This is a genomic window from Janibacter anophelis NBRC 107843 (genome assembly GCF_001570945.1).
Lineage (GTDB): Bacteria > Actinomycetota > Actinomycetes > Actinomycetales > Dermatophilaceae > Janibacter > Janibacter anophelis.
The window spans coordinates 37,759-56,716 of record NZ_BCSQ01000018.1; the positions used below are offsets into that span (position 1 = coordinate 37,759).

Annotated in this window: 22 protein-coding genes and 1 tRNA gene; 13 read left to right on the plus strand and 10 right to left on the minus strand. The window is 70.4% G+C overall.

Annotated features, from left to right (window positions below; genetic code table 11):
- The first annotated feature begins 1 nt into the window (after position 1).
- Entirely contained in the window at positions 2 to 523 is a 522-nt protein-coding gene (locus tag JAN01S_RS06675; protein ID WP_068315552.1) for a LytR C-terminal domain-containing protein, read from the plus strand.
- 1 nt (position 524) lies between these two features.
- Here the strand turns inward: JAN01S_RS06675 and JAN01S_RS06680 are convergent, their stop codons facing one another.
- The 3 genes from JAN01S_RS06680 to JAN01S_RS06690 form a co-directional block, all read right to left on the minus strand.
- Positions 525 to 890 carry a hypothetical protein gene (locus tag JAN01S_RS06680; RefSeq protein ID WP_157075636.1) on the minus strand — a complete coding sequence of 122 codons (366 nt, stop codon included), beginning with the start codon at positions 888 to 890 and terminating at the stop codon, positions 525 to 527.
- 130 nt (positions 891 to 1,020) lie between these two features.
- Positions 1,021 to 1,110 (minus strand) — tRNA-Ser (locus JAN01S_RS06685).
- Positions 1,111 to 1,173: 63 nt separating this feature from the next.
- Complete coding sequence (locus tag JAN01S_RS06690; protein WP_068315558.1) at positions 1,174 to 1,620, minus strand: nucleoside deaminase; 447 nt, start codon at positions 1,618 to 1,620, stop codon at positions 1,174 to 1,176.
- A gap of 81 nt (positions 1,621 to 1,701) precedes the next feature.
- Between JAN01S_RS06690 and upp the strand changes: the two genes are divergently transcribed.
- From upp to JAN01S_RS06700, 3 genes are all read left to right on the plus strand, one after another.
- Entirely contained in the window at positions 1,702 to 2,340 is a 639-nt protein-coding gene (gene upp / locus JAN01S_RS06695; RefSeq protein WP_068315561.1) for a uracil phosphoribosyltransferase, read from the plus strand.
- Positions 2,341 to 2,431: 91 nt separating this feature from the next.
- Complete coding sequence (locus JAN01S_RS17090; protein WP_169797178.1) at positions 2,432 to 2,605, plus strand: hypothetical protein; 174 nt, start codon at positions 2,432 to 2,434, stop codon at positions 2,603 to 2,605.
- 2 nt (positions 2,606 to 2,607) lie between these two features.
- Complete coding sequence (locus JAN01S_RS06700) at positions 2,608 to 3,342, plus strand: PH domain-containing protein (RefSeq protein ID WP_068315565.1); 735 nt, start codon at positions 2,608 to 2,610, stop codon at positions 3,340 to 3,342.
- Between the two features lie 150 nt (positions 3,343 to 3,492).
- Here the strand turns inward: JAN01S_RS06700 and JAN01S_RS06705 are convergent, their stop codons facing one another.
- The 5 genes from JAN01S_RS06705 to JAN01S_RS17670 form a co-directional block, all read right to left on the minus strand.
- Positions 3,493 to 4,461 (minus strand): permease prefix domain 1-containing protein, encoded by a 969-nt coding sequence (locus tag JAN01S_RS06705; protein WP_068315568.1) that lies wholly within the window; start codon positions 4,459 to 4,461, stop codon positions 3,493 to 3,495.
- Positions 4,458 to 4,793 carry a PadR family transcriptional regulator gene (locus JAN01S_RS06710; RefSeq protein ID WP_068315570.1) on the minus strand — a complete coding sequence of 112 codons (336 nt, stop codon included), beginning with the start codon at positions 4,791 to 4,793 and terminating at the stop codon, positions 4,458 to 4,460. Before JAN01S_RS06710 ends, JAN01S_RS06705 begins: the two co-directional genes overlap by 4 nt.
- 301 nt (positions 4,794 to 5,094) lie before the next feature.
- On the minus strand, positions 5,095 to 6,543 hold the full coding sequence (gene pntB / locus JAN01S_RS16855) for a Re/Si-specific NAD(P)(+) transhydrogenase subunit beta (protein WP_068315572.1): 1,449 nt from the start codon (positions 6,541 to 6,543) through the stop codon (positions 5,095 to 5,097).
- A 3-nt stretch (positions 6,544 to 6,546) separates the two neighbouring features.
- On the minus strand, positions 6,547 to 8,079 hold the full coding sequence (locus JAN01S_RS16860) for a Re/Si-specific NAD(P)(+) transhydrogenase subunit alpha (RefSeq protein ID WP_068315574.1): 1,533 nt from the start codon (positions 8,077 to 8,079) through the stop codon (positions 6,547 to 6,549).
- 158 nt (positions 8,080 to 8,237) lie between these two features.
- Positions 8,238 to 8,366, minus strand: coding sequence for a hypothetical protein (locus JAN01S_RS17670; RefSeq protein WP_280513179.1), 129 nt, complete (start codon positions 8,364 to 8,366; stop codon positions 8,238 to 8,240).
- A gap of 41 nt (positions 8,367 to 8,407) precedes the next feature.
- Here JAN01S_RS17670 and JAN01S_RS06725 point away from each other — a divergent pair, with 41 nt between their 5' ends.
- Complete coding sequence (locus tag JAN01S_RS06725; protein WP_218000007.1) at positions 8,408 to 10,060, plus strand: acetolactate synthase; 1,653 nt, start codon at positions 8,408 to 8,410, stop codon at positions 10,058 to 10,060.
- Between the two features lie 147 nt (positions 10,061 to 10,207).
- Here the strand turns inward: JAN01S_RS06725 and JAN01S_RS06730 are convergent, their stop codons facing one another.
- A complete protein-coding gene (locus JAN01S_RS06730; protein ID WP_157075637.1) occupies positions 10,208 to 10,579 on the minus strand; it encodes a fimbrial protein in 372 nt (123 codons plus the stop codon).
- 33 nt (positions 10,580 to 10,612) lie between these two features.
- On the opposite strand from JAN01S_RS06730, the gene JAN01S_RS06735 reads away from it, so the two are divergent.
- The 3 genes from JAN01S_RS06735 to JAN01S_RS06745 are packed head-to-tail and all read left to right on the plus strand — an operon-like array spanning position 10,613 to position 12,626.
- Positions 10,613 to 11,830 carry a pyridoxal phosphate-dependent aminotransferase gene (locus JAN01S_RS06735; protein ID WP_068315578.1) on the plus strand — a complete coding sequence of 406 codons (1,218 nt, stop codon included), beginning with the start codon at positions 10,613 to 10,615 and terminating at the stop codon, positions 11,828 to 11,830.
- The gene (locus tag JAN01S_RS06740) at positions 11,827 to 12,273 is read left to right on the plus strand and encodes a FluC/FEX family fluoride channel (protein ID WP_157075638.1); all 447 of its coding nucleotides are present in this window, start codon (positions 11,827 to 11,829) and stop codon (positions 12,271 to 12,273) included. Before JAN01S_RS06735 ends, JAN01S_RS06740 begins: the two co-directional genes overlap by 4 nt.
- Complete coding sequence (locus JAN01S_RS06745) at positions 12,270 to 12,626, plus strand: fluoride efflux transporter FluC (protein ID WP_068315580.1); 357 nt, start codon at positions 12,270 to 12,272, stop codon at positions 12,624 to 12,626. Before JAN01S_RS06740 ends, JAN01S_RS06745 begins: the two co-directional genes overlap by 4 nt.
- Before the next feature lie 122 nt (positions 12,627 to 12,748).
- On the opposite strand, the gene JAN01S_RS06750 is transcribed toward JAN01S_RS06745, so the two are convergent.
- Positions 12,749 to 13,345, minus strand: coding sequence for a superoxide dismutase (locus JAN01S_RS06750; protein WP_068315583.1), 597 nt, complete (start codon positions 13,343 to 13,345; stop codon positions 12,749 to 12,751).
- A 121-nt stretch (positions 13,346 to 13,466) separates the two neighbouring features.
- On the opposite strand from JAN01S_RS06750, the gene JAN01S_RS06755 reads away from it, so the two are divergent.
- The 5 genes from JAN01S_RS06755 to JAN01S_RS06775 all read left to right on the plus strand — a co-directional run bounded on the left by JAN01S_RS06755 (position 13,467) and on the right by JAN01S_RS06775 (position 18,882).
- Positions 13,467 to 13,964, plus strand: coding sequence for a MarR family winged helix-turn-helix transcriptional regulator (locus tag JAN01S_RS06755; RefSeq protein WP_068315586.1), 498 nt, complete (start codon positions 13,467 to 13,469; stop codon positions 13,962 to 13,964).
- Between the two features lie 162 nt (positions 13,965 to 14,126).
- Positions 14,127 to 17,387, plus strand: coding sequence for a fused isobutyryl-CoA mutase/GTPase IcmF (gene icmF, locus JAN01S_RS06760; protein WP_068315589.1), 3,261 nt, complete (start codon positions 14,127 to 14,129; stop codon positions 17,385 to 17,387).
- 40 nt (positions 17,388 to 17,427) lie between these two features.
- Positions 17,428 to 17,793 (plus strand): YidH family protein, encoded by a 366-nt coding sequence (locus tag JAN01S_RS06765; RefSeq protein ID WP_068315592.1) that lies wholly within the window; start codon positions 17,428 to 17,430, stop codon positions 17,791 to 17,793.
- Between the two features lie 4 nt (positions 17,794 to 17,797).
- Positions 17,798 to 18,124: a DUF202 domain-containing protein gene (locus JAN01S_RS06770; protein ID WP_068315596.1), complete on the plus strand. Its 327-nt coding sequence runs from the start codon at positions 17,798 to 17,800 to the stop codon at positions 18,122 to 18,124.
- On the plus strand, positions 18,121 to 18,882 hold the full coding sequence (locus JAN01S_RS06775) for a helical backbone metal receptor (RefSeq protein ID WP_068315599.1): 762 nt from the start codon (positions 18,121 to 18,123) through the stop codon (positions 18,880 to 18,882). The genes JAN01S_RS06770 and JAN01S_RS06775 overlap by 4 nt, the downstream gene beginning before the upstream one ends.
- Positions 18,883 to 18,958: the final 76 nt, after the last annotated feature.

Genomic DNA, 18,958 nt, shown 5'->3' on the forward strand with positions numbered 1-18,958 from the left:
CGTGCGCGAGGACTACGACTACGACGGCGAGGAGGACCCGGTCCGGGCGCGACGGCGCCGGTCGGTCATCACCTTCGCCGTGGTGCTGCTCCTCCTCTTCTTCGCGGTCTGGTACGCGTTGTCCTACATCCGCGCGGATCAGGCGCGCGGCGAGCAGGCCGCGACGTCGTCGAGCACGACGACGAGCAACGAGAGCTCGACCTGCGACATCTCACCCGGTCAGGTCGACGTCAACGTCTACAACGCCACCAACCGCGCCGGGCTCGCCGCCCGCGTCGCCGGCCAGCTGGAGGAGCGCGGCTTCAGCGTGAAGACGATCGCCAACGACCCGAAGAAGGCGAAGCTCGACGGCCCCGGCCAGCTGCGCTACGGGAGCAACGGCCGCAAGGGTGCGGACCTCGTGCGGGTCCACGTCGGGGAGTTCGAGATGATCCACGACGTGCGCAAGCGCCCGTCGGTCGACGTCGTCCTCGGTCCGACGTACGAGCAGCTGGTCCCCGAGGGCGAGCTGCCCACCTGCTGAGTCAGGGCCGGGTGGTCGTCAGCTCCACGCGGTCGTCACCCACGACGTCGCAGGTGATCGTCGTGTCGACCACCACGAAGCTGCTGCCCTGCGTGCACGTGTTGTCGTTGCCACCGGCCTGGATGACCGCCTCGCCGCCCTCGGCGGCGGAGACCAGGCGGATGCGGTCCTTGATCTGTTTGGTCTTCCCGTACCCCTCGCTCGCGTCGTAGGGGCGGGGGAACTCGTAGAAATCGTCGCCCTCGATCATGATCTCGCAGGTGTTGTCTGTGTCGCACTTCGAGCTCCACCGGTCGCAGCCGCTCAGCGGCACGACGACGGCGGCCGCGGCGAGGGCGGACATGAGGACCTTGGCTGGACGTCGCATGTCCCCAGACAAACAGACGGACGAAGGGGGCGCCACGGGGAGCGCTCCCCCGGTACGACACGCGGACCCGGCGACATGACGAAGGCCCTGAAACCCGTGAAGCATCCGGGGTTCCAGGGCCTTGGCCAACTGGCGGTGGCGGTGGGATTTGAACCCACGGTCGGCGTCAACCGACAAACGCTTTCGAGGCGTTCTCCTTAGGCCGCTCGGACACGCCACCGCGGAGCACAATACAAGGTCGAGGGCGCTGTCCCCGAATCGGACCGGCGGACGCGTCGCCGGATCAGCCCGGCTCGCCGCCCCGGCGGTCCTCGAAGAAGTCCACGAGGAGGCGCGCGGCCTCCCCTTCGCGCACCCCGCCGACGACCTCGGCGCGGTGGATCGACCGGCGGTCACGCACGACGTCCCACACCGACCCGCAGGCGCCCATCTTGGGGTCCCAGGCGCCGAGGACCACGCGGGGCACCCGGCTGGCCACGACGGCGCCGGCGCACATCGGGCACGGCTCGAGGGTGGCGACGAGCGTGCACCCTTCGAGGCGCCACTCCCCCTTCGCCCGCGCCGCGGCGCGCATCGCGACGACTTCGGCGTGCCCGGTCGGGTCGCCGTCCCGCTCACGGGTGTTGCGCCCTTCGCCGATGACCACGCCGTCCGCGTCGACGACGACCGCACCCACCGGGATGTCGCCGTCGGCGGCGGCCGCCGCGGCCAGCTCGAGGGCGCGGCCCATCCACGCCTCCTCGGCGGGGCGCTGCGGCCGGGTGGGGTCGGGACTCACGGGACCAGTGTCGCGCACGGTAGTTTCGGGGCCATGCGCGTCATCGTCGCGGACCACCCGCTCATCGCCCACAAGCTGACCTACCTGCGACACAAAGGCACCGACAGCCCGACCTTCCGCCGGCTCGCGGACGAGCTCGTCACCCTGCTCGCCTACGAGGCGACGCGCGAGGTGCGCACCGAGGCCTTCGACATCGAGACCCCGGTCGGCCCGACGACGGGCACCAAGCTGTCGACGCCCAAGCCGCTCGTCGTGCCGATCCTGCGCGCCGGCCTGGGCATGCTCGAGGGCATGGTGCGGCTGCTGCCGACCGCCGAGGTCGGATTCCTCGGCATGCTGCGCAACGAGGAGACGCTCGAGGCGGTCACCTACGCCAACCGGCTGCCCGACGACCTGTCCGGCCGCCAGTGCTACGTCATCGACCCGATGCTCGCCACCGGCGGGACGCTCGCGATGTCGATCCGCTACCTCGTCGAGCGCGGCGCCGACGACATCATCGCCGTCACGCTCCTGGCCGCCCCCGAGGGGATCGACGCCATCGAGCACGAGCTGCGCGACCTCGAGGTGCCGGTCACGCTCGTGACCGCCGCCGTCGACGAGCGGCTCAACGAGGACGGCTACATCGTGCCCGGCCTCGGCGACGCGGGTGACCGTCTCTACGGCGTGGTCTGACGCGTCACACCCGTCACATCTGCCACACTGGACCGGATTCACGCCCTGACGTGGACCGCCGCTGCCCACAGATGACGGAGAAGAACGAGCCATGAACACGCCGCCGATCAAGAAGATCGTCCTCTGGCTGCTCACGATCTTCCTCCTCTACGCCATCCTCACCTCGCCCGACGAGGCCGCCAACATCGTCGGCTCCGCCTGGGACGTCGTCGCCAACGGCGTGCGCAACATCGGGCAGTTCTTCGACTCGCTGATCGCGAGGTGACGATGCCGGAGGAGGTCGCCCACCGGGGACTGCGCAAGTACCTCCTCCCCGGCGAGACCGCGGTGGCGGAGATCCGTCACCACCGCATCGTCCTGCTCAAGCCCGCGCTGGTCGTCCTCGCCGCCACCGCCCTGTGCGTGTGGCTGGACATCTCGGTCAGCGACGCCAACAGCGGCATCCTCGGCTACCTCTGGTTCCTGTATCTCGGCGTCCTCGGCTGGGCGGGCTGGCAGTGGATCGAGTGGCGCCACACCCGTGTCGTCGCGACGGACAAGCGGATCGTGCTCTTCGAGGGGTGGATCAACCACAAGGTCTCGATGATGCCGCTGAAGAAGGTCACCGACATGGGCTACGAGCGCTCCCTGCTCGGCCGCATCCTCGGCTACGGCACCTTCGTCCTCGAGAGCGCCGGGCAGGACCAGGCCCTCTCGAGCATCGAGTTCGTCCCCGACCCGGACGACAACTACCGGGCGATCTGCTCGGTCGTCTTCGGCATGGGCCCCCTCGACGAGGACGACGAAGGGAGCGAGCCCGTCTGGGACACCGAAGCGGACTACGCGACCCGGCTGGGTGTCGTCGACGGGGTCTACGTCGGCGGGGGCCCCGTGCCTGATCCCGAGGTCTACGGCCCGCCGCCCCGCCGGGACAGCCTGATCTACCGCAGCCACGACCTCGAGCACCGCGACCGCGACGCCGACACCGGCGAGCTGCCGCCGTACGACCCCGACGCCCGCTGACGCGGGCGCTGCCCCCCTTCGGGATCGACGCGGCCTCAGCCACGACGCCACGAACTACTGCAGGCAGCAGTTCGTGGCGTCAGCCGTAGCTCGAACTCCTGCTGGCGATACCAACCTGAGCCGGCAGCAGTTCGTCAGGGAGGTGGTCCGTCAGGCGTACTGACGGGTGGTGTCGCGCATCCGGCGCAGCGCCGTCACGGCCTCCCAGCCGCAGATGACCGCGATGCCGACGGCGACGGCCGGGATCGAGATGGTCCAGTCCGCGTCCCAGCCGAAGGTCGCGTTGAACTCGGCCGGCAGGTCCGTGAGCAGTCGGTCGCTCAGCAGCAGCCACACGAGCACGACACCCGAGACGACGGCACTGACGAGGCTGACGGCGGCCAGGGTCCGGGTCCACCCACCGCGCGCCCAGGCCGCGATCGTCACCAGGACGTCGAGGGCGAGGAAGCCGACGATCAGGGCACCCCACCCCCAGCCCAGGTCGGGATCGAGGACCTGCACCGCGTCCTCGCCGACGCCGCCGAGCTGCCAGACGACCAGGCCGATGACGACGAGGGTGGCGACGACTTCGAAGAGCATCTCCGCCAGGCTCGCCCGGCGAGCACGGTCGGCGGGGTCGGCGAGCTCGTCGGGGCTCCAGGTCTCGGCGAACGTGTCCTGCTCGGACGCGCTGCCGTACCGCTCGACGACGGCGAAGACGAGCGTGGTCCAGAAGACGACGTGCACGATGACCGACAGCGCGATCACGGCCGCCTCGCCGACGATGCCGCCGAAGCTCGCACCGGCGACGAAGGTCTGCGCGATGACCGAGCCGAGCACGGCCAGCGGGACGACGATCGCCAGCAGCACCTTGACCAGGCGCACCCATGCGGGGAAGTACGCCGGCCCGATGAGGTGGTTGGGCCGGCCGCCGTACTCGCGGGCGAGGACGTCGGGGTCGCCGAGCTCGAGGATCGTCTCGCGCTCGGCCGTCGCCGTCTCCTCACCGGCGGCGACCCTCCCTTCGACTGTCTCCTCGATGGTCCCCCGCAGCTCGCGGGCCACGTCGGGGCCCGTCTCCGGGGGCAGCTGGCGGGTCACCGTCCAGACATAGCGATCGGTCAGGCTCGTCCTGCTCATGGCGTCTCTCCGTCCAGTCCCTCGATCGCCGAGTCGAGCGATCGCCATTCGGTCATCAGTCGTGTGCGCAGCTGCGCGCCCTCGGCGCTCGTCCGGTAGAACTTGCGCGGCCGCGCCTCGTCGGTGTTCCACTCGCTCGTGAGCAGCCCCTGCTTCTCGAGGCGGCGCAGCAGCGGGTAGAGCGTGTTGCCGTCGACGGCGAAGCCAGCGGCGTCGAGCGTCTCGAGCAGGGCGTATCCGTACCTGGGGTGCTCGAGGGTCGCCAGGCAGGCGAGCACGACGGTCCCGCGCCGCAGCTCCTGCAGGTGCCCTCCGAGCAGTTCGTCGTCCATGCGTCACACCATAGTGTGCGAGACACACTATTGTCCATCGCCCATTGATGTCGCGTTGGATGGGTGGCGCACGGGCCGCGCATCCGCCCGGGGAAATGCGCGCCCATGGACCCCAGAACGCGCATTTCCCCGGGGAAATGCGCGCCAGTGGACCCGAGAACGCGCATCCGCCCGGGAAATGCGCGCCAGTGGACCCGTCGACACGGCATGACGAAGGGCGGCGCCCACCCCGATCGGGTGGGCGCCGCCCTGCGTCGCTTCGAGGCTCGCTGGCGCTCGCGCCTCAGCGAGCGACAGTCGGTCAGAGGGACTTGAGGATGTCCTCCACCCGGTCCTTGGCGTCGCCGAAGAGCATCTGGGTGTTGTCCCGGAAGAACAGCGGGTTCTGGACGCCCGCGTACCCCGTGGCCATGGAGCGCTTGAAGACGATGACGTCCTTGGCGTTCCACACCTCGAGCACCGGCATGCCCGCGATCGGGCTGGTCGGGTCCTCGGCAGCGGCCGGGTTGACCGTGTCGTTGGCGCCGATGACGAGGACGACATCGGTCTCGTCGAAGTCGTCGTTGATCTCGTCCATCTCGAGCACGACGTCGTAGGGCACCTTGGCCTCGGCGAGCAGGACGTTCATGTGACCGGGGAGGCGACCGGCGACCGGGTGGATGCCGAAGCGGACGTCCACCCCCTTCGCCCGCAGCTTGGCGGTGAGGTCGGCGACCGGGTACTGCGCCTGGGCCACCGCCATGCCGTAGCCCGGCGTGATGACCACGGACGACGCGTCGGAGAGCAGCTCAGCGACCTGCTCCGCCTGGACCTCACGGTGCTCGCCGTGGTCCTCGTCCCCGGAGGACTTCGGCGCCTCGGCACCGAAACCACCGGCGATGACGGAGATGAAGGAGCGGTTCATCGCCTTGCACATGATGTAGCTCAGGAAGGCACCGGAGGAGCCGACGAGCGCACCCGTGACGATGAGCAGGTCGTTGGAGAGCATGAAGCCCGCCGCGGCCGCGGCCCAGCCCGAGTAGCTGTTGAGCATCGAGATGACGACCGGCATGTCACCGCCGCCGATGGAGGCGACGAGGTGCCAGCCGAAGAGCAGCGCGATGACCGTCATGATCCCGAGCACCAGGAGCGAAGGGGTGATGACGTAGACGACGCAGAGCGCGATCGAGACGAGCACGGCGAGCAGGTTGAGCCAGTGGCGCGCCGGCAGCACGAGCGGAGCGGACTTCATCTTCTCGCTGAGCTTGAGGTAGGCCACGACCGAGCCGGTGAAGGTGACCGCACCGATGAAGACGCCGATGAAGACCTCGCCGTTGTGGATCCCGACCATGTCGAGGGCCTCGAGGCGCTTGTGCTCGGCGACGGCCTCGGGGCTGTCGCCGTGCGAGGCGAAGAAGGTGTTGTAGCCGACGAGCACGGCGGCCAGACCGACGAAGGAGTGCATCATCGCGATGAGCTGCGGCATGCCGGTCATCTCGACGCGGCGGGCGATGCGCACACCGACGGCCGCACCGAGGGCCATGGTGATGACGAGGACGCCCAGCCCCCACTTGCCGGCGTCGGTGGCCGGACCGTCGGAGTAGACCCCGTCGATGACCAGGGCGATCGTGGCCAAGAGAGCGATGGCCATGCCGGCCATGCCGAACCAGTTGCCGTGCTTGGCCGTCTCGTGCTTGCTCAGGCCGGCGAGGGAGAGGATGAAGAGGAGCGCCGCGACGATGTAGGCGGCGGTGACGACGGTGGACAGCACGACTCAGCCCTTCCGGAACATGTTGAGCATCCGGTTCGTGACCGTGAAGCCACCGAAGACGTTGATGCTGGCGAAGAAGATGGCAGCTGCGGCGATGACCTGGATGACGATGTTGGACGAGGTCACCTGCAGCAGTGCGCCGACGACGATGATCCCGGAGATCGCATTGGTCACCGACATCAGCGGCGTGTGCAGCGCGTGCGCGACGTTGCCGATGACGTAGAAGCCGATGACCACGGCCAGCGCGAAGACGATGAAGTGGGACAGGAAGGCCGTCGGCATGAAGGCGGCGGCGATGAGGAAGAGGAGCGCCGCACCTCCGATGAGCCAGAACTTGCGGTTGGGGTCGACGACCTTTTCCGGCTGCGGCTCGGCGGGGGCCGCAGCTGCGGCCGGGGCCTTGGGGGCGGCCGAGACCTGCACGGGCGGCGGTGGCCAGAGCGTCTCGCTGTCCTTGGTCACGGTCATGCCGCGCACGACCGTGTCCTCCATGTCGAGGACCGGCTGGCCGTCCTTGTCCGGCGTCACCAGCTTGAGCAGGTTGACGATGTTGGTGCCGTAGAGCTGGCTGGCCTGCGTGGGCAGGCGACCGGCCAGGTCGGTGTAGCCGATGATGCGCACACCGTTGTCGGTGACGACCCGCTCGTCCGCGACGGAGCCGGCGACATTGCCGCCCGAGCCTGCCGCCATGTCGACGATGACCGAGCCGGGCTTCATCGAGGCGACCATCTCCTCGGTGATCAGGCGCGGAGCCGGCTTGCCGGGGATCAGGGCCGTCGTGATGATGATGTCGACGTCCTTGGCCTGCTCGGCGTAGAGCTCGGCGGCCTTGCGGTTGAAGTCCTCGCCGGTCTCCTTGGCGTAGCCGTCGGTGGAGACCTCCTGCTCGATGTCGATCTCGAGGAACTCGGCGCCCATCGACTCGACCTGCTCGGCCACCTCGGGCCGCACGTCGAAGGCGCGCACGATCGCGCCGAGCGACCCGGCGGCACCGATGGCCGCGAGGCCGGCGACGCCGGCGCCGCAGACGAGGACCTTGGCCGGCGGGACCTTGCCCGCGGCCGTGACCTGGCCGGTGAAGAGGCCGCCGAACTCGTGCGCGGACTCCACGACCGCGCGGTAGCCCGCGATGTTGGCCATGGAGGAGAGCACGTCGAGCGACTGCGCACGCGAGATGCGCGGCACGGCGTCCATCGCGAGCGCGGTGACGCCCTGGGCACGCAGCGCCTCGACCTTGTCGGGGTTGAGGGCCGGCGCGAGCAGCGAGGCGAGGATCGCGCCGGACGCCAGGCGCGACACCTCCTCGTCGGAGGGCGCGTTGACCTTGGCGACGACATCGCTCGCCCAGACCTGGTCGGCGGGCTCGAGGGTCGCACCGGCGTCGACGTAGGCCTGGTCCGGGTAGGCAGAGGCCTCACCGGCGCCGGACTCCACGACGACGTCGTATCCGAGCTTGATCAGCTGCTCGACCGTTTTGGGGGTCGCCGCGACGCGGGTTTCTCCGCGCTTCGACTCCTTGGGCACGCCAAGTCGCATCGTCACTCCTGGTCAGGGGTGTGGGTGTGGTTCAGGGCAACCTACGACAGGGCGCAATGCGGTGTCAGCGTTTGTGACGGGGACGATGATCACACGCCACAACGTGAGACGGGGCAACGCCATTGGCGCTCAGGGGCTGGCGCTCAGGGGCTAGGCGCTCAGGCGCGCTCGTCCTCGTCGAGGTCCTCGTCGTCGACCTGGTCGCCGTCGAGATCGGAGGCGGCGAGGGCCGCCTCGCGGGCAGCCTCCTCGTCCTCCCAGACCGTGTGCGAAGGATCGGTGCTCACTCCGCCAGTGTAGATGGACTACTGACGGGTAACCTAGAGGCGTGGAGCACTACGACGAGGTCAGTGGCGGCATGCGGGCCGTCTCCGCGGCGGCCGCCCACGGGGTGGAGACGATGTTCACCCTCTCGGGCGCGCACGTCTTCCCCCTGTACGACGGGGCGGTGACGTCCGACCCGCCGATGCGACTGCTCGACGTGCGGCACGAGCAGACCGCCGTCTTCGCCGCGGAGGCGACCGGCAAGCTCACCCGCACCCCCGGGCTCGCCGTCCTCACCGCGGGCCCCGGCGTCACCAACGGCGTCAGCGCGATCACGCAGGCGCACTTCAGCGGTGCTCCGCTCGTCGTCCTCGGCGGCCGCGCGGCCTCCTTCTCCTGGGGACGCGGAGCCCTGCAGGAGTTCGACCACCCGAGCGTCCTCGGGCCGATCACCAAGCGGGCGGCGACCGTGGGCTCGGTCGACAAGATCGCCGACGAGGTCGACGAGGCCTTCCGCCTGGCCGCGGCCCCGCACCGTGGCCCCGTCTTCCTCGACGTGCCGATGGACGAGCTCTTCGGCGACGCCGAGGACCGGCCCGTCGCGGCCGGCACCACGGCGCCACACCCGCCCGAGGCCGGCGACGTCGACGCCATCGCCCGGCTGCTGGCCGGCGCGGAGCGTCCGCTCGTCATCCTCGGCACCGACGTGTGGAGCGACGGCGCCGACGAGCCCGCTCGACGCTGCGTCACCGACCTCGGGCTGCCCACGATCACCAACGGCATGGGTCGCGGGATCCTGCCCGCCGGGCACGAGCTGCTCGTGGGCAAGGCCCGCCGCAGCGCGGTCGGTGGGTGCGACCTCGCGATCGTCGTCGGCACGCCGCTCGACTTCCGCCTCGGGTACGGATCGTTCGGCGGGCAGGGCGGGGCGCCCGAGGCGCAGGTCGTGCACGTGGCCGACTCCCCCGGCCAGCTGAGCACGCACGCGCAGCCGGCCGCGACCGCGGCCGGCGACCTCACCTCCTTCTTCGACCAGCTCCAGGCAGCCGTCGAGGCCCTCCCCCACACCGACTGGTCGGCCTGGGCAGACGGACTCTCCCAGGAGGCCGCCTCCCGCGCCGCGCAGGACCGCGAGCTGCTCACCAGCCCGGTCGCGCCCATCCACCCGGCGCGGATCTACGGCGAGCTGGTGCCGCGTCTGGCCGATGACGCGGTCGTCATCGGCGACGGCGGCGACTTCGTCTCGTGGGCGGGGCGATTCGTCGAGCCCTCCCGGCCGGGACGCTGGCTCGACCCCGGCCCCTTCGGCTGCCTGGGCGCCGGCCTCGGTGCGGCGATCGCGGCCCGCATCGCCCACCCTTCGTCCCAGGTCGTGCTGCTCCTCGGCGACGGCGCCTCCGGCATGTCGCTCATGGACGTCGACACCCTCGTGCGGCACGGCCTGCCCGTCGTCATGGTCATGGGCAACAACGGCGCGTGGGGCCTGGAGAAGCAGCCGATGCAGATGCTCTACGGCTACGACGTCGCGGCCGACCTCGCCCCGGGCACGCGATACGACCAGGTCGTCACGGCCCTCGGCGGTGGCGGCGAGCTCGTCACCGACCCGGCGCAGATCGGACCGGCGCTGGACCGGGCCTTCGCCTCCGGCGTGCCCTACCTGGTCAACATCGTCACCGACCCCGAGATCCCCTACCCCCGGTCGACGACGGGGATGTGACCCCGCCCGCGGGTCGGCCACAAACTATGGCTGGCTACACCTGCGATCGTCAGCCAGAGCACGTGGTGTGGCCGACCATCCAAGGTGCAGCCAGCCACAGTTCGTTTGGGGCGGGCCGGCCGGCGGGTCACAGACGAAGGGAGCGCCTCACGAGCTCGGGCTCGGCGTCACCTGGTCGTCGTTCGCGAAGTTCAGACTGGCCCTGCCGTCGGTGATCTCGGTGACGGTCACGGTCATGCCGATCGAGGTCCCGTCCGGCATCGCCCAGCTGCAGGTGGTCGTCGCATCGACCTGCGCGGACAGCGGGTCGGGGCACTCGAGGGTCGAGCCCACCGGCATCTTCGGCCCGATGAGCCGCTCGGCCTGGGAGGTGATGTCCGCCGGCTGGACCGTCGGCCCGCTCACGCTCTCCGGGGGCGGGTCCGTGTCGGCGCCGCACCCGGCCGCGAAGGTCGCGCAGAGCAGGGTCAGGACGGTGACGCTGGCGACACGCACGGTGTTCCTCTCGAGACGGTGCACGGTGGGCGCCACGCTACTGGGAGACTGCCTGCCATGCGCCAGATCCGACAGAGCCGCAAGTTGAGGGACGTCCGCTACGACGTGCGGGGGCCGATCCTCGTCGAGGCACAGCGACTGGAGGCCGAGGGACACAAGATCCTCAAGCTCAACATCGGCAACACCGCCCCCTTCGGCTTCGAGGCGCCCGAGGCGATCGTCGCCGACATGACCCGGCACCTGCCGGACGCGCAGGGCTATGTCGACAGCAAGGGCATCTACTCCGCCCGCACGGCCGTCGCGCAGTACTACCAGTCCCGCGGGCTCAAGGAGACGACCGTCGAGGACGTCTACATCGGCAACGGCGTCTCCGAGCTGATCACGATGGTGCTGCAGGCCTTCGTCGACGACGGCAACGAGATCCTCATCCCGGCTCCGGACTACCCGCTGTGGACCGGCGCCGTCTCGCTCGCCGGCGGCACCCCGGTGCACTACCGCTGCGACGAGGCGAACGGCTGGAACCCCGATCTGGCGGACATCGAGTCCAAGATCACCGACAACACCCACGCGATCGTCATCATCAACCCCAACAACCCGACGGGCGCGGTGTACTCGGCCGAGATCGTGCGCGGTCTGGTCGACATCGCCCGCCGCCACGACCTCGTCGTCATGGCCGACGAGATCTACGAGAAGATCGTCTTCGACGACGCCGTCCACCACCACGCGGCCGAGTACGCCGGCGACGACGTGCTGTGCCTGACCTTTTCGGGCCTGTCCAAGGCGTACCGCGTGTGCGGCTACCGCGCCGGCTGGGTGATGATCTCCGGTCCGCGGCACCAGGCGAGCGACTTCCTCGAGGGCCTGACCCTGCTGGCCAACATGCGCATGTGCTCCAACGTCCCGGCCCAGCACGCGATCCAGACCGCGCTCGGCGGCTACCAGTCGATCAACGAGCTCATCGTCCCGGGCGGGCGCTACCACGACCAGATCAAGCTGGCCTCGCGCCTGCTCAACGAGATCCCCGGCGTCAGCTGTGTCGAGCCCAAGGGCGCGCTGTACTGCTTCCCGCGCCTGGACCCCGAGGTCTACCGGATCGAGGACGACGAGGCATTCGTCATCGACCTGCTGCGGGCGAAGAAGATCCTCGTCACCCACGGCACGGGCTTCAACTGGCCCACGCCTGACCACTTCCGCCTCGTCACGCTGCCCGACGAGGACGTGCTCACCGAGGCCATCGGCCGGATCGCCGAGTTCCTCGAGACCCGACGGGCGTGAGCGAGGGCGTCGCCGCGGGGCGCGACATGGTCGTGTCGAAGGGGGGAACCCTCGCCGCCGTCGCGGCCGGCGGGGCGATCGGCTCGCTGGGGCGTTGGGGCGCAGGGCTGCTCGCCCCCGGCGCGGTCTGGCCGACCCTGCTCGTCAACGTCACGGGAGCCCTGGCGATGGGGCTGCTCGTCGCCTGGCTCGCCGCCGGCGAACGCCATCCCCTCGTACGACCCGCCGTCTCGGTCGGACTGCTCGGTGGCTGGACCACCTACTCCTCCTTCGCCCTGGACGCGCACGGCCTGGCCGGTGACGGGCGCGGCGGTCTGCTCGCCTACCTCGCACTCACCCTGGGGCTCGGTCTCGGCGCCGCGCTGCTCGGCCTCGTCGTCGGCGACCGGCTCTGGCACACCTCGGCCTCGGCCGACGAGGCCGTCGCGGAGGAGGAGCTGTGACCGCGCTGCTCGTCGCGCTCGGCGCGGCGCTCGGGGCCGCCGCACGACACCTGGTCGTGACCTCCCTTCGCTCTCGTGGGGCCACGGCCGCGGGCGGTGTGCTGGTCGTCAACGCGACCGGCTCCCTGCTGCTCGGGCTCGTCGCCGGCCATGCCTCCGGCGCGGCCCCGGGGTGGCTGCTGCCCTTGGTGGGCGTGGGCTTCTGCGGCGCGTACACGACCTTCGCCACGCACGCCGTCGAGGTGGTCTCCGCGGCCCGGACGGGCCGGACGCGGCACGCGGTCGCCGACGTCGCCCTCAACCTCGCCCTCGGGATCGCGCTCGTCTCCCTCGGCTGGGCCATCACAGTGTAGGGACCGGGGTCTCGAGGCTCCTCGCTGGCGCTCATCGCTCCTCGACCAGCGAAAGCAGGAGCACGACGTGACGAAGGGAGGGACCCACCAGGTGGTGAGTCCCTCCCTTCGACGTCGGGCCGTCAGGCCTTCTTGGCCGCCTCGAGGCGCGCGGAGACGTCGTTCCAGTTGACGATGTCCCACAGCTTCTCGATGTAGTCCGGCTTCACGTTCTTGTACTGCAGGTAGTACGCGTGCTCCCAGGCGTCGAAGGCCAGGAGCGGCGTCATGCCGGCAGCGACGTTGCCGTGGTGGTCGTAGACCTGGGTGACGAGGAGGCGCTGGCCGAGCGGCTCCCAGGCCAGGACGCCCCAGCCCGAACCCTGCGTGGTCTGCGTCGCCGCGGTCAGCTGCGCGCGGAACTTGTCGAAGGAACCGAAGTGCTCGTCGATCGCGGTGCCGAGGGCGCCGTCGGGCTTGTCGCCACCGTCCGGGGAGAGGTTCTCCCAGAAGATCGAGTGCAGCACGTGCCCGGAGACGTTGAAGGCCAGCGTCTTTTCCAGGCCGACGATCCCACTGAGGTCGCCCTTGTCGCGGGCCTCCGCGATCTTCTCCGTGGTGTCGTTGGCGCCCTTGACGTAGGTCGCGTGGTGCTTGTCGTGGTGCAGCTCGAGGATCTCGCCGCTCATGGCGGGCTCGAGTGCTCCGTAGTCGTAGGGGAGATCGGGAAGGGTGTACATGGAACCTCCGTGATTGACGGGTGCTGTGCTTCCTACCCTTCCACGCTCTCGTCATGCGGTCCATGAAAGGTCACCCTCACCGGACCGGACGGCGATGGTGGGACGTCCTACAATCTGCGGCATGACCGATCCGGACCCGATCAGGGGCGCCCACGAGCAGTGGGTCTCCCACGGCTGGGCCGACGCCGCCGACGGCATGGCCCTGGTGACCTCGATCGTGCGCGCCCAGCAGCTCGTCCACGAGCGCGTCGAGTCGGTCCTGCGTCCGCACGGGCTGACCTTCGCCCGCTTCGAGATCCTGCGACTGCTCGCCTTCAGCCGCCGCCGGTCGATGCCGATGAGCCGGCTGGGCTCGCTGCTCCAGGTCCACGCGACGAGCGTGACGAGCGCGGTCGCCCGGCTCGAGGCGCAGGGCTTGGTCGAGCGACTGCGCCGGGAGACCGACCGCCGGGTCGTCCTCGCCTCCCTCACCGCCGCCGGGGAGCGGGTCGTCGAGCAGGCCACCCGGGACCTCAACGAGCAGGTCTTCACCTCCCCGGGCCTCGACCCCGAGGACGTGCGCGCCACGACCCGGCTGCTGTCCTCCCTTCGCGCCGCGCACGGGGACACGGTGCGCTGACCTTCGAGACGGTCGCTGCGCGACCTCCTCAGGGAGCATGGCCGAGACGGTCGCTGCGCGACCTCCTCAGGGAGCGTGGCCGCACCAACGACAATTGCGGCCAATTACTTGGATGTCCTAGTATCTGGGGTGACAGCACCACTTCGATGACGAGGTCCCACCATGGCTGCGCCCACCAAGCCCGAGCTGCACTCCCCGACCCACCCGGTCCGATTCGTCACGGCCTCAGCGCTCTTCGACGGCCACGACGCGTCGATCAACATCATGCGCCGGATCATGCAGAGCCAGGGGGCGGAGGTCGTCCACCTCGGCCACAACCGCTCCGTGCAGGAGGTCGTCGACGCGGCGATCGACGAGGACGTGCAGGGCGTTGCGGTCTCGTCCTACCAGGGCGGGCACGTCGAGTACTTCGAGTACCTGACCCAGCTGCTGCGCGAGCAGGGCGCGGGCCACGTCAAGGTCTTCGGTGGTGGCGGCGGCGTCATCGTCCCCGAGGAGATCACCCGGCTGCGTGAGGCCGGCGTGACGATCTTCTCCCCCGAGGACGGCCAGCGCCTGGGCCTGCCCGGCATGATCAACACGCTCATCGCCGACTGCGACACCGACGTGTGGGAGCAGGGCCCGGTCAGCCTCGACGCCGTCCTCTCCGGCGAGCGCGCCGCGCTCTCCCGCGCCATCTCGGGTGCCGAGCTCGGGCACCTCGACGAGTCCTTCCTCGCCGGCATCGCCGAGGCGGCCCAGCGCTCCACCGCACCGGTCCTCGGCCTCACCGGCACCGGCGGCTCGGGCAAGTCCTCGCTCACCGACGAGCTCGTGCGACGCTTCCGCGTCGACCAGCAGGACAAGCTGCGCATCGCCGTCATCGCCGTCGACCCCACCCGCAGGAAGGGGGGCGGCGCCCTCCTCGGAGACCGCATCCGGATGAACTCGCTCGGCGAGAGCGTCTCCGGGGCCTCCCCCGTGTTCTTCCGGTCGCTCGCGACCCGCGGCGACCGGGAGGTCCCGCAGGCGATGCAGACGATCATCGACATCACCAAGGCGGCCGGCTTCGACCTGGTCATCGTCGAGACCCCGGGCATCGGCCAGGGCGACGCGGCGATCGTCCCCTTCGTCGACGTGCCGATGTACGTCATGACGCCGGAGTTCGGCGCGGCCAGCCAGCTGGAAAAGATCGACATGCTCGACTTCGCCGAGGTCGTCGCGATCAACAAGTTCGAGCGCCGCGGCGCGGCCGACGCCCTGCGCGACGTCGCCCGGCAGCTCGTGCGCAACCGTGAGGCCTTCGGTCAGCGCCCCGAGGACATGCCGGTCTTCGGCACCTCCGCCGCGACCTTCAACGACGACGGCGTCACCGCCCTCTACCAGCACCTGCGGGGCCTGCTCGCCGAGCACGGCCTGCCGGTGCAGGAGGGGCAGCTCGCGCCCGTCGACACGAAGTTCTCCACCCGCTTCGGCCAGGTCGTCCCGGCCACCCGGGTGCGCTACCTCACCGAGATCACCGACACCGTCCGCGGCTACCACGCCCGCACCACCGAGCTCGCCGAGACCGCCCGCCGCGTGCAGCGGTTGGCGGCCGTCGACGACGAGCTGACCGCTGCCGGCAAGGACGGCCACGGCGTCGACGAGCTGCTCGACGCGGCCCGCCGCGACCTGCCCGTCGAGGTCAGCGAGCAGATCGAGCGCTGGCCCGCCGTCGTCGAGTCCTACTCGGGCGACGAGCAGGTCGTCACCATCCGCGGCAAGGAGCTGCACACCAAGCTGACCAAGGAGTCGTTGTCGGGCAACAAGATCCCGCGCGTCGCCCTGCCCAAGCACACCGACCACGGTGACCTCGTCACCTTCTGGCGCTCCGAGAACCTGCCCGGCTCCTTCCCGTACACCGCCGGCGTCTTCCCCTTCAAGCGGGACAACGAGGACCCGGCGCGCATGTTCGCGGGCGAGGGTGACCCCTTCCGCACCAACCGACGCTTCAAGCTGCTGTCGCAGGGCCAGCCGGCCACCCGCCTGTCCACGGCCTTCGACTCGGTGACCCTCTACGGGCGCGACCCCGGCGAGCGGCCCGACATCTACGGCAAGGTCGGCACCTCGGGTGTCTCCGTCGCGACGCTCGACGACATGAAGGCGCTCTACTCCGGCTTCGACCTGCTCGCCCCCACGACGAGCGTGTCGATGACGATCAACGGCCCCGCCCCGACGGTGCTCGCCTTCTTCCTCAATACCGCGATCGACCAGCAGGTCGAGGCCTTCCGCGAGCGCGAGGGTCGTGAGCCGTCCGGCGCGGAGGCCGAGGAGCTGCGCGCCCACGCGCTGCAGAACGTCCGCGGCACCGTCCAGGCCGACATCCTCAAGGAGGACCAGGGGCAGAACACCTGCCTGTTCTCCACCGAGTTCAGCCTGCGCATGATGGCCGACATCCAGGAGTGGTTCATCGAGCAGGGGGTGCGCAACTTCTACTCGGTGTCGATCTCCGGGTACCACATCGCCGAGGCCGGGGCGAACCCCATCAGCCAGCTCGCCTTCACCCTCGCCAACGGCTTCACCTACGTCGAGGCCTACCTCGCGCGCGGCATGGACATCAACGATTTCGCGCCGAACCTGTCCTTCTTCTTCTCCTCCGGCATGGACCCGGAGTACTCGGTCCTCGGCCGGGTCGCCCGCCGCATCTGGGCAGTGGCGATGAAGGAGAAGTACGGCGCCAACGAGCGCAGCCAGAAGCTGAAGTACCACATCCAGACCTCCGGCCGGTCGCTGCACGCGCAGGAGATGGACTTCAACGACATCCGCACGACGCTGCAGGCGCTCAACGCGCTCTACGACAACGCCAACAGCCTGCACACCAATGCCTACGACGAGGCGGTCACCACCCCGTCGACGGAGTCCGTGCGCCGCGCCCTCGCGATCCAGCTGATCATCAACCGCGAGTGGGGCCTGGCGATGAACGAGAACCCGCTCCAGGGCTCCTTCATCATCGACGAGCTCACCGACCTCGTCGAGGAGGCCGTGCTCACCGAGTTCGACCGGATCAACGACCGCGGCGGTGTGCTCGGCGCGATGGAGACCGGCTACCAGCGGGGCCGGATCCAGGACGAGTCCCTGCTCTACGAGCACCGCAAGCACGACGGCACGCTGCCGATCGTCGGCGTCAACACCTTCCTCCGCGAGGACGGGGCGAAGGGGGAGCCCGACGAGATCGAGCTCGCCCGCGCCACCGAGGACGAAAAGGTCTCGCAGCTGCAGCGCGTGCGCTCGTACCAGGACGAGCACCGCGAGGAGGCCGAGCAGGCGATCGCCCGCCTCAAGGAGGCGGCGACGACCGACGCCAACGTCTTCGAGGTGCTCATGGACGCCGCCCGGGTCTGCAGCCTGCAGCAGGTGACCGACGCCTTCTTCGAGGTCGGTGGCCAGTACCGGCGCAACGTGTGACCCGCCCGCCGGTGGAGGTCCGCTGGGTAGCGTGCCTCCTGTGAGCACCGAACGCTGGCCGGCGCAGGTCTACGGCGAGGGAGAAGAACCCGACTACCGCTTCTCCCTCGCCAACGAGCGCACCTATCTCGCGTGGCTGCGCACCACCCTCGCGCTGCTGGCGGCCGGCGTCGCCGTGGACGTGCTCGACCTCGGCGTCCCCGACACCCTCACCCGCGCGCTGGCCGCGATGCTGCTCGTCCTCGGCGCACTGTGCCCACTGCTCGCCTTCCTCCGGTGGGCGATGGCCGAGCGGGCGATGCGCCGGGGCGAGCCGCTCCCTTCGCTCGGGGTGGCGGCCGCGGTGATCACCGGCGTCGTCCTCGTCGCCGCAGCAGTCCTCGCCGTCGTCGTCGCGGGGTCCTGACGCCATGAGCGAGCTCGCCCGCGCCACGCCCCACGGGGCCCAGCCCGAGCGCACCGCCCTGTCGTGGCAGCGCACCGCGCTCACCACCGCCGCCGGGGCGGCGATCATCGCCCGCCACACCGGTGGCGAGATCGGACCCGTCGCCCTGCTCATCATGCTCGCGACGCTCGGCCTCGCGGGCACCGCCTTCGTCCTCGGCCGCCGACGCTACGTGCCCGCCCCGGTCGAGCCGTCACGACGGCGCGACGGTCGGGCCCCCTTCGCCCTGGCGCTGGCGATCACCGGCATGGCGCTCACCGAGCTGCTCGCCCTGGGACTGGCGGCGGCATGACGCTGCGCGACGACCTCGGCGCCCCCGTCGACCTGCCGACCCCACCACGGCGAGTCGTCTCGCTCGTGCCGAGCCTGACCGAGGCGCTCGCCGCGACCTGTCCCGACGTGCTCGTCGGTGCGACCGACTGGTGCACCCACCCGGCCGGCCTCGACGTCACCCGGGTGCGCGGGACCAAGAACCCCGACCTCCCCACGATCGCCGACCTCTCCCCCGACCTCGTCGTGGCCAACAAGGAGGAGAACCGGGAGCTCGACGTGCGCCGACTGCGCGAGCGCGGTGTGCAGGTGTGGGTGACCGACATCGAGGACGTGCCGTCGGCGCTGGCCTCCATGCGCCGGCTCGTCGTCGAGGCGCTGCGACAGCCGGTGCCCACCTGGCTGGACCGGGCCGACGACCTGTGGGGCGGCGACCCGCCCGCGCCCCGCGGCCGGGTCGCGGTCCCGATCTGGCGCGACCCCTGGATGGCCGTCGGGCCCCGCACCTACACGACCGACCTGCTCACCCGACTCGGGTGGACCAATGTCCTCGCCGGTCCGGACGCCGACCCGGATGACCGCTACCCCCGCGTGGAGCTCACCGACCTCGACCGCCCGGACATCGACCTCGTGCTCCTGCCCGACGAGCCCTACGAGTTCACTGCCGACGACGGCCCGGAGGCTTTCGAGCGCGTGCCGACGCTGCTGGTGAGCGGCCGGCTGCTCACCTGGTACGGGCCGGCCATGGTCGAGGCGCACGCCCTTCGAGACGCTCGCTGAGCGAGCTCCTCAGGGACCGTGACCAGACGCTCGCTGAGCGAGCTCCTCAGGGACCGTGACCAGACGCTCGCTGAGC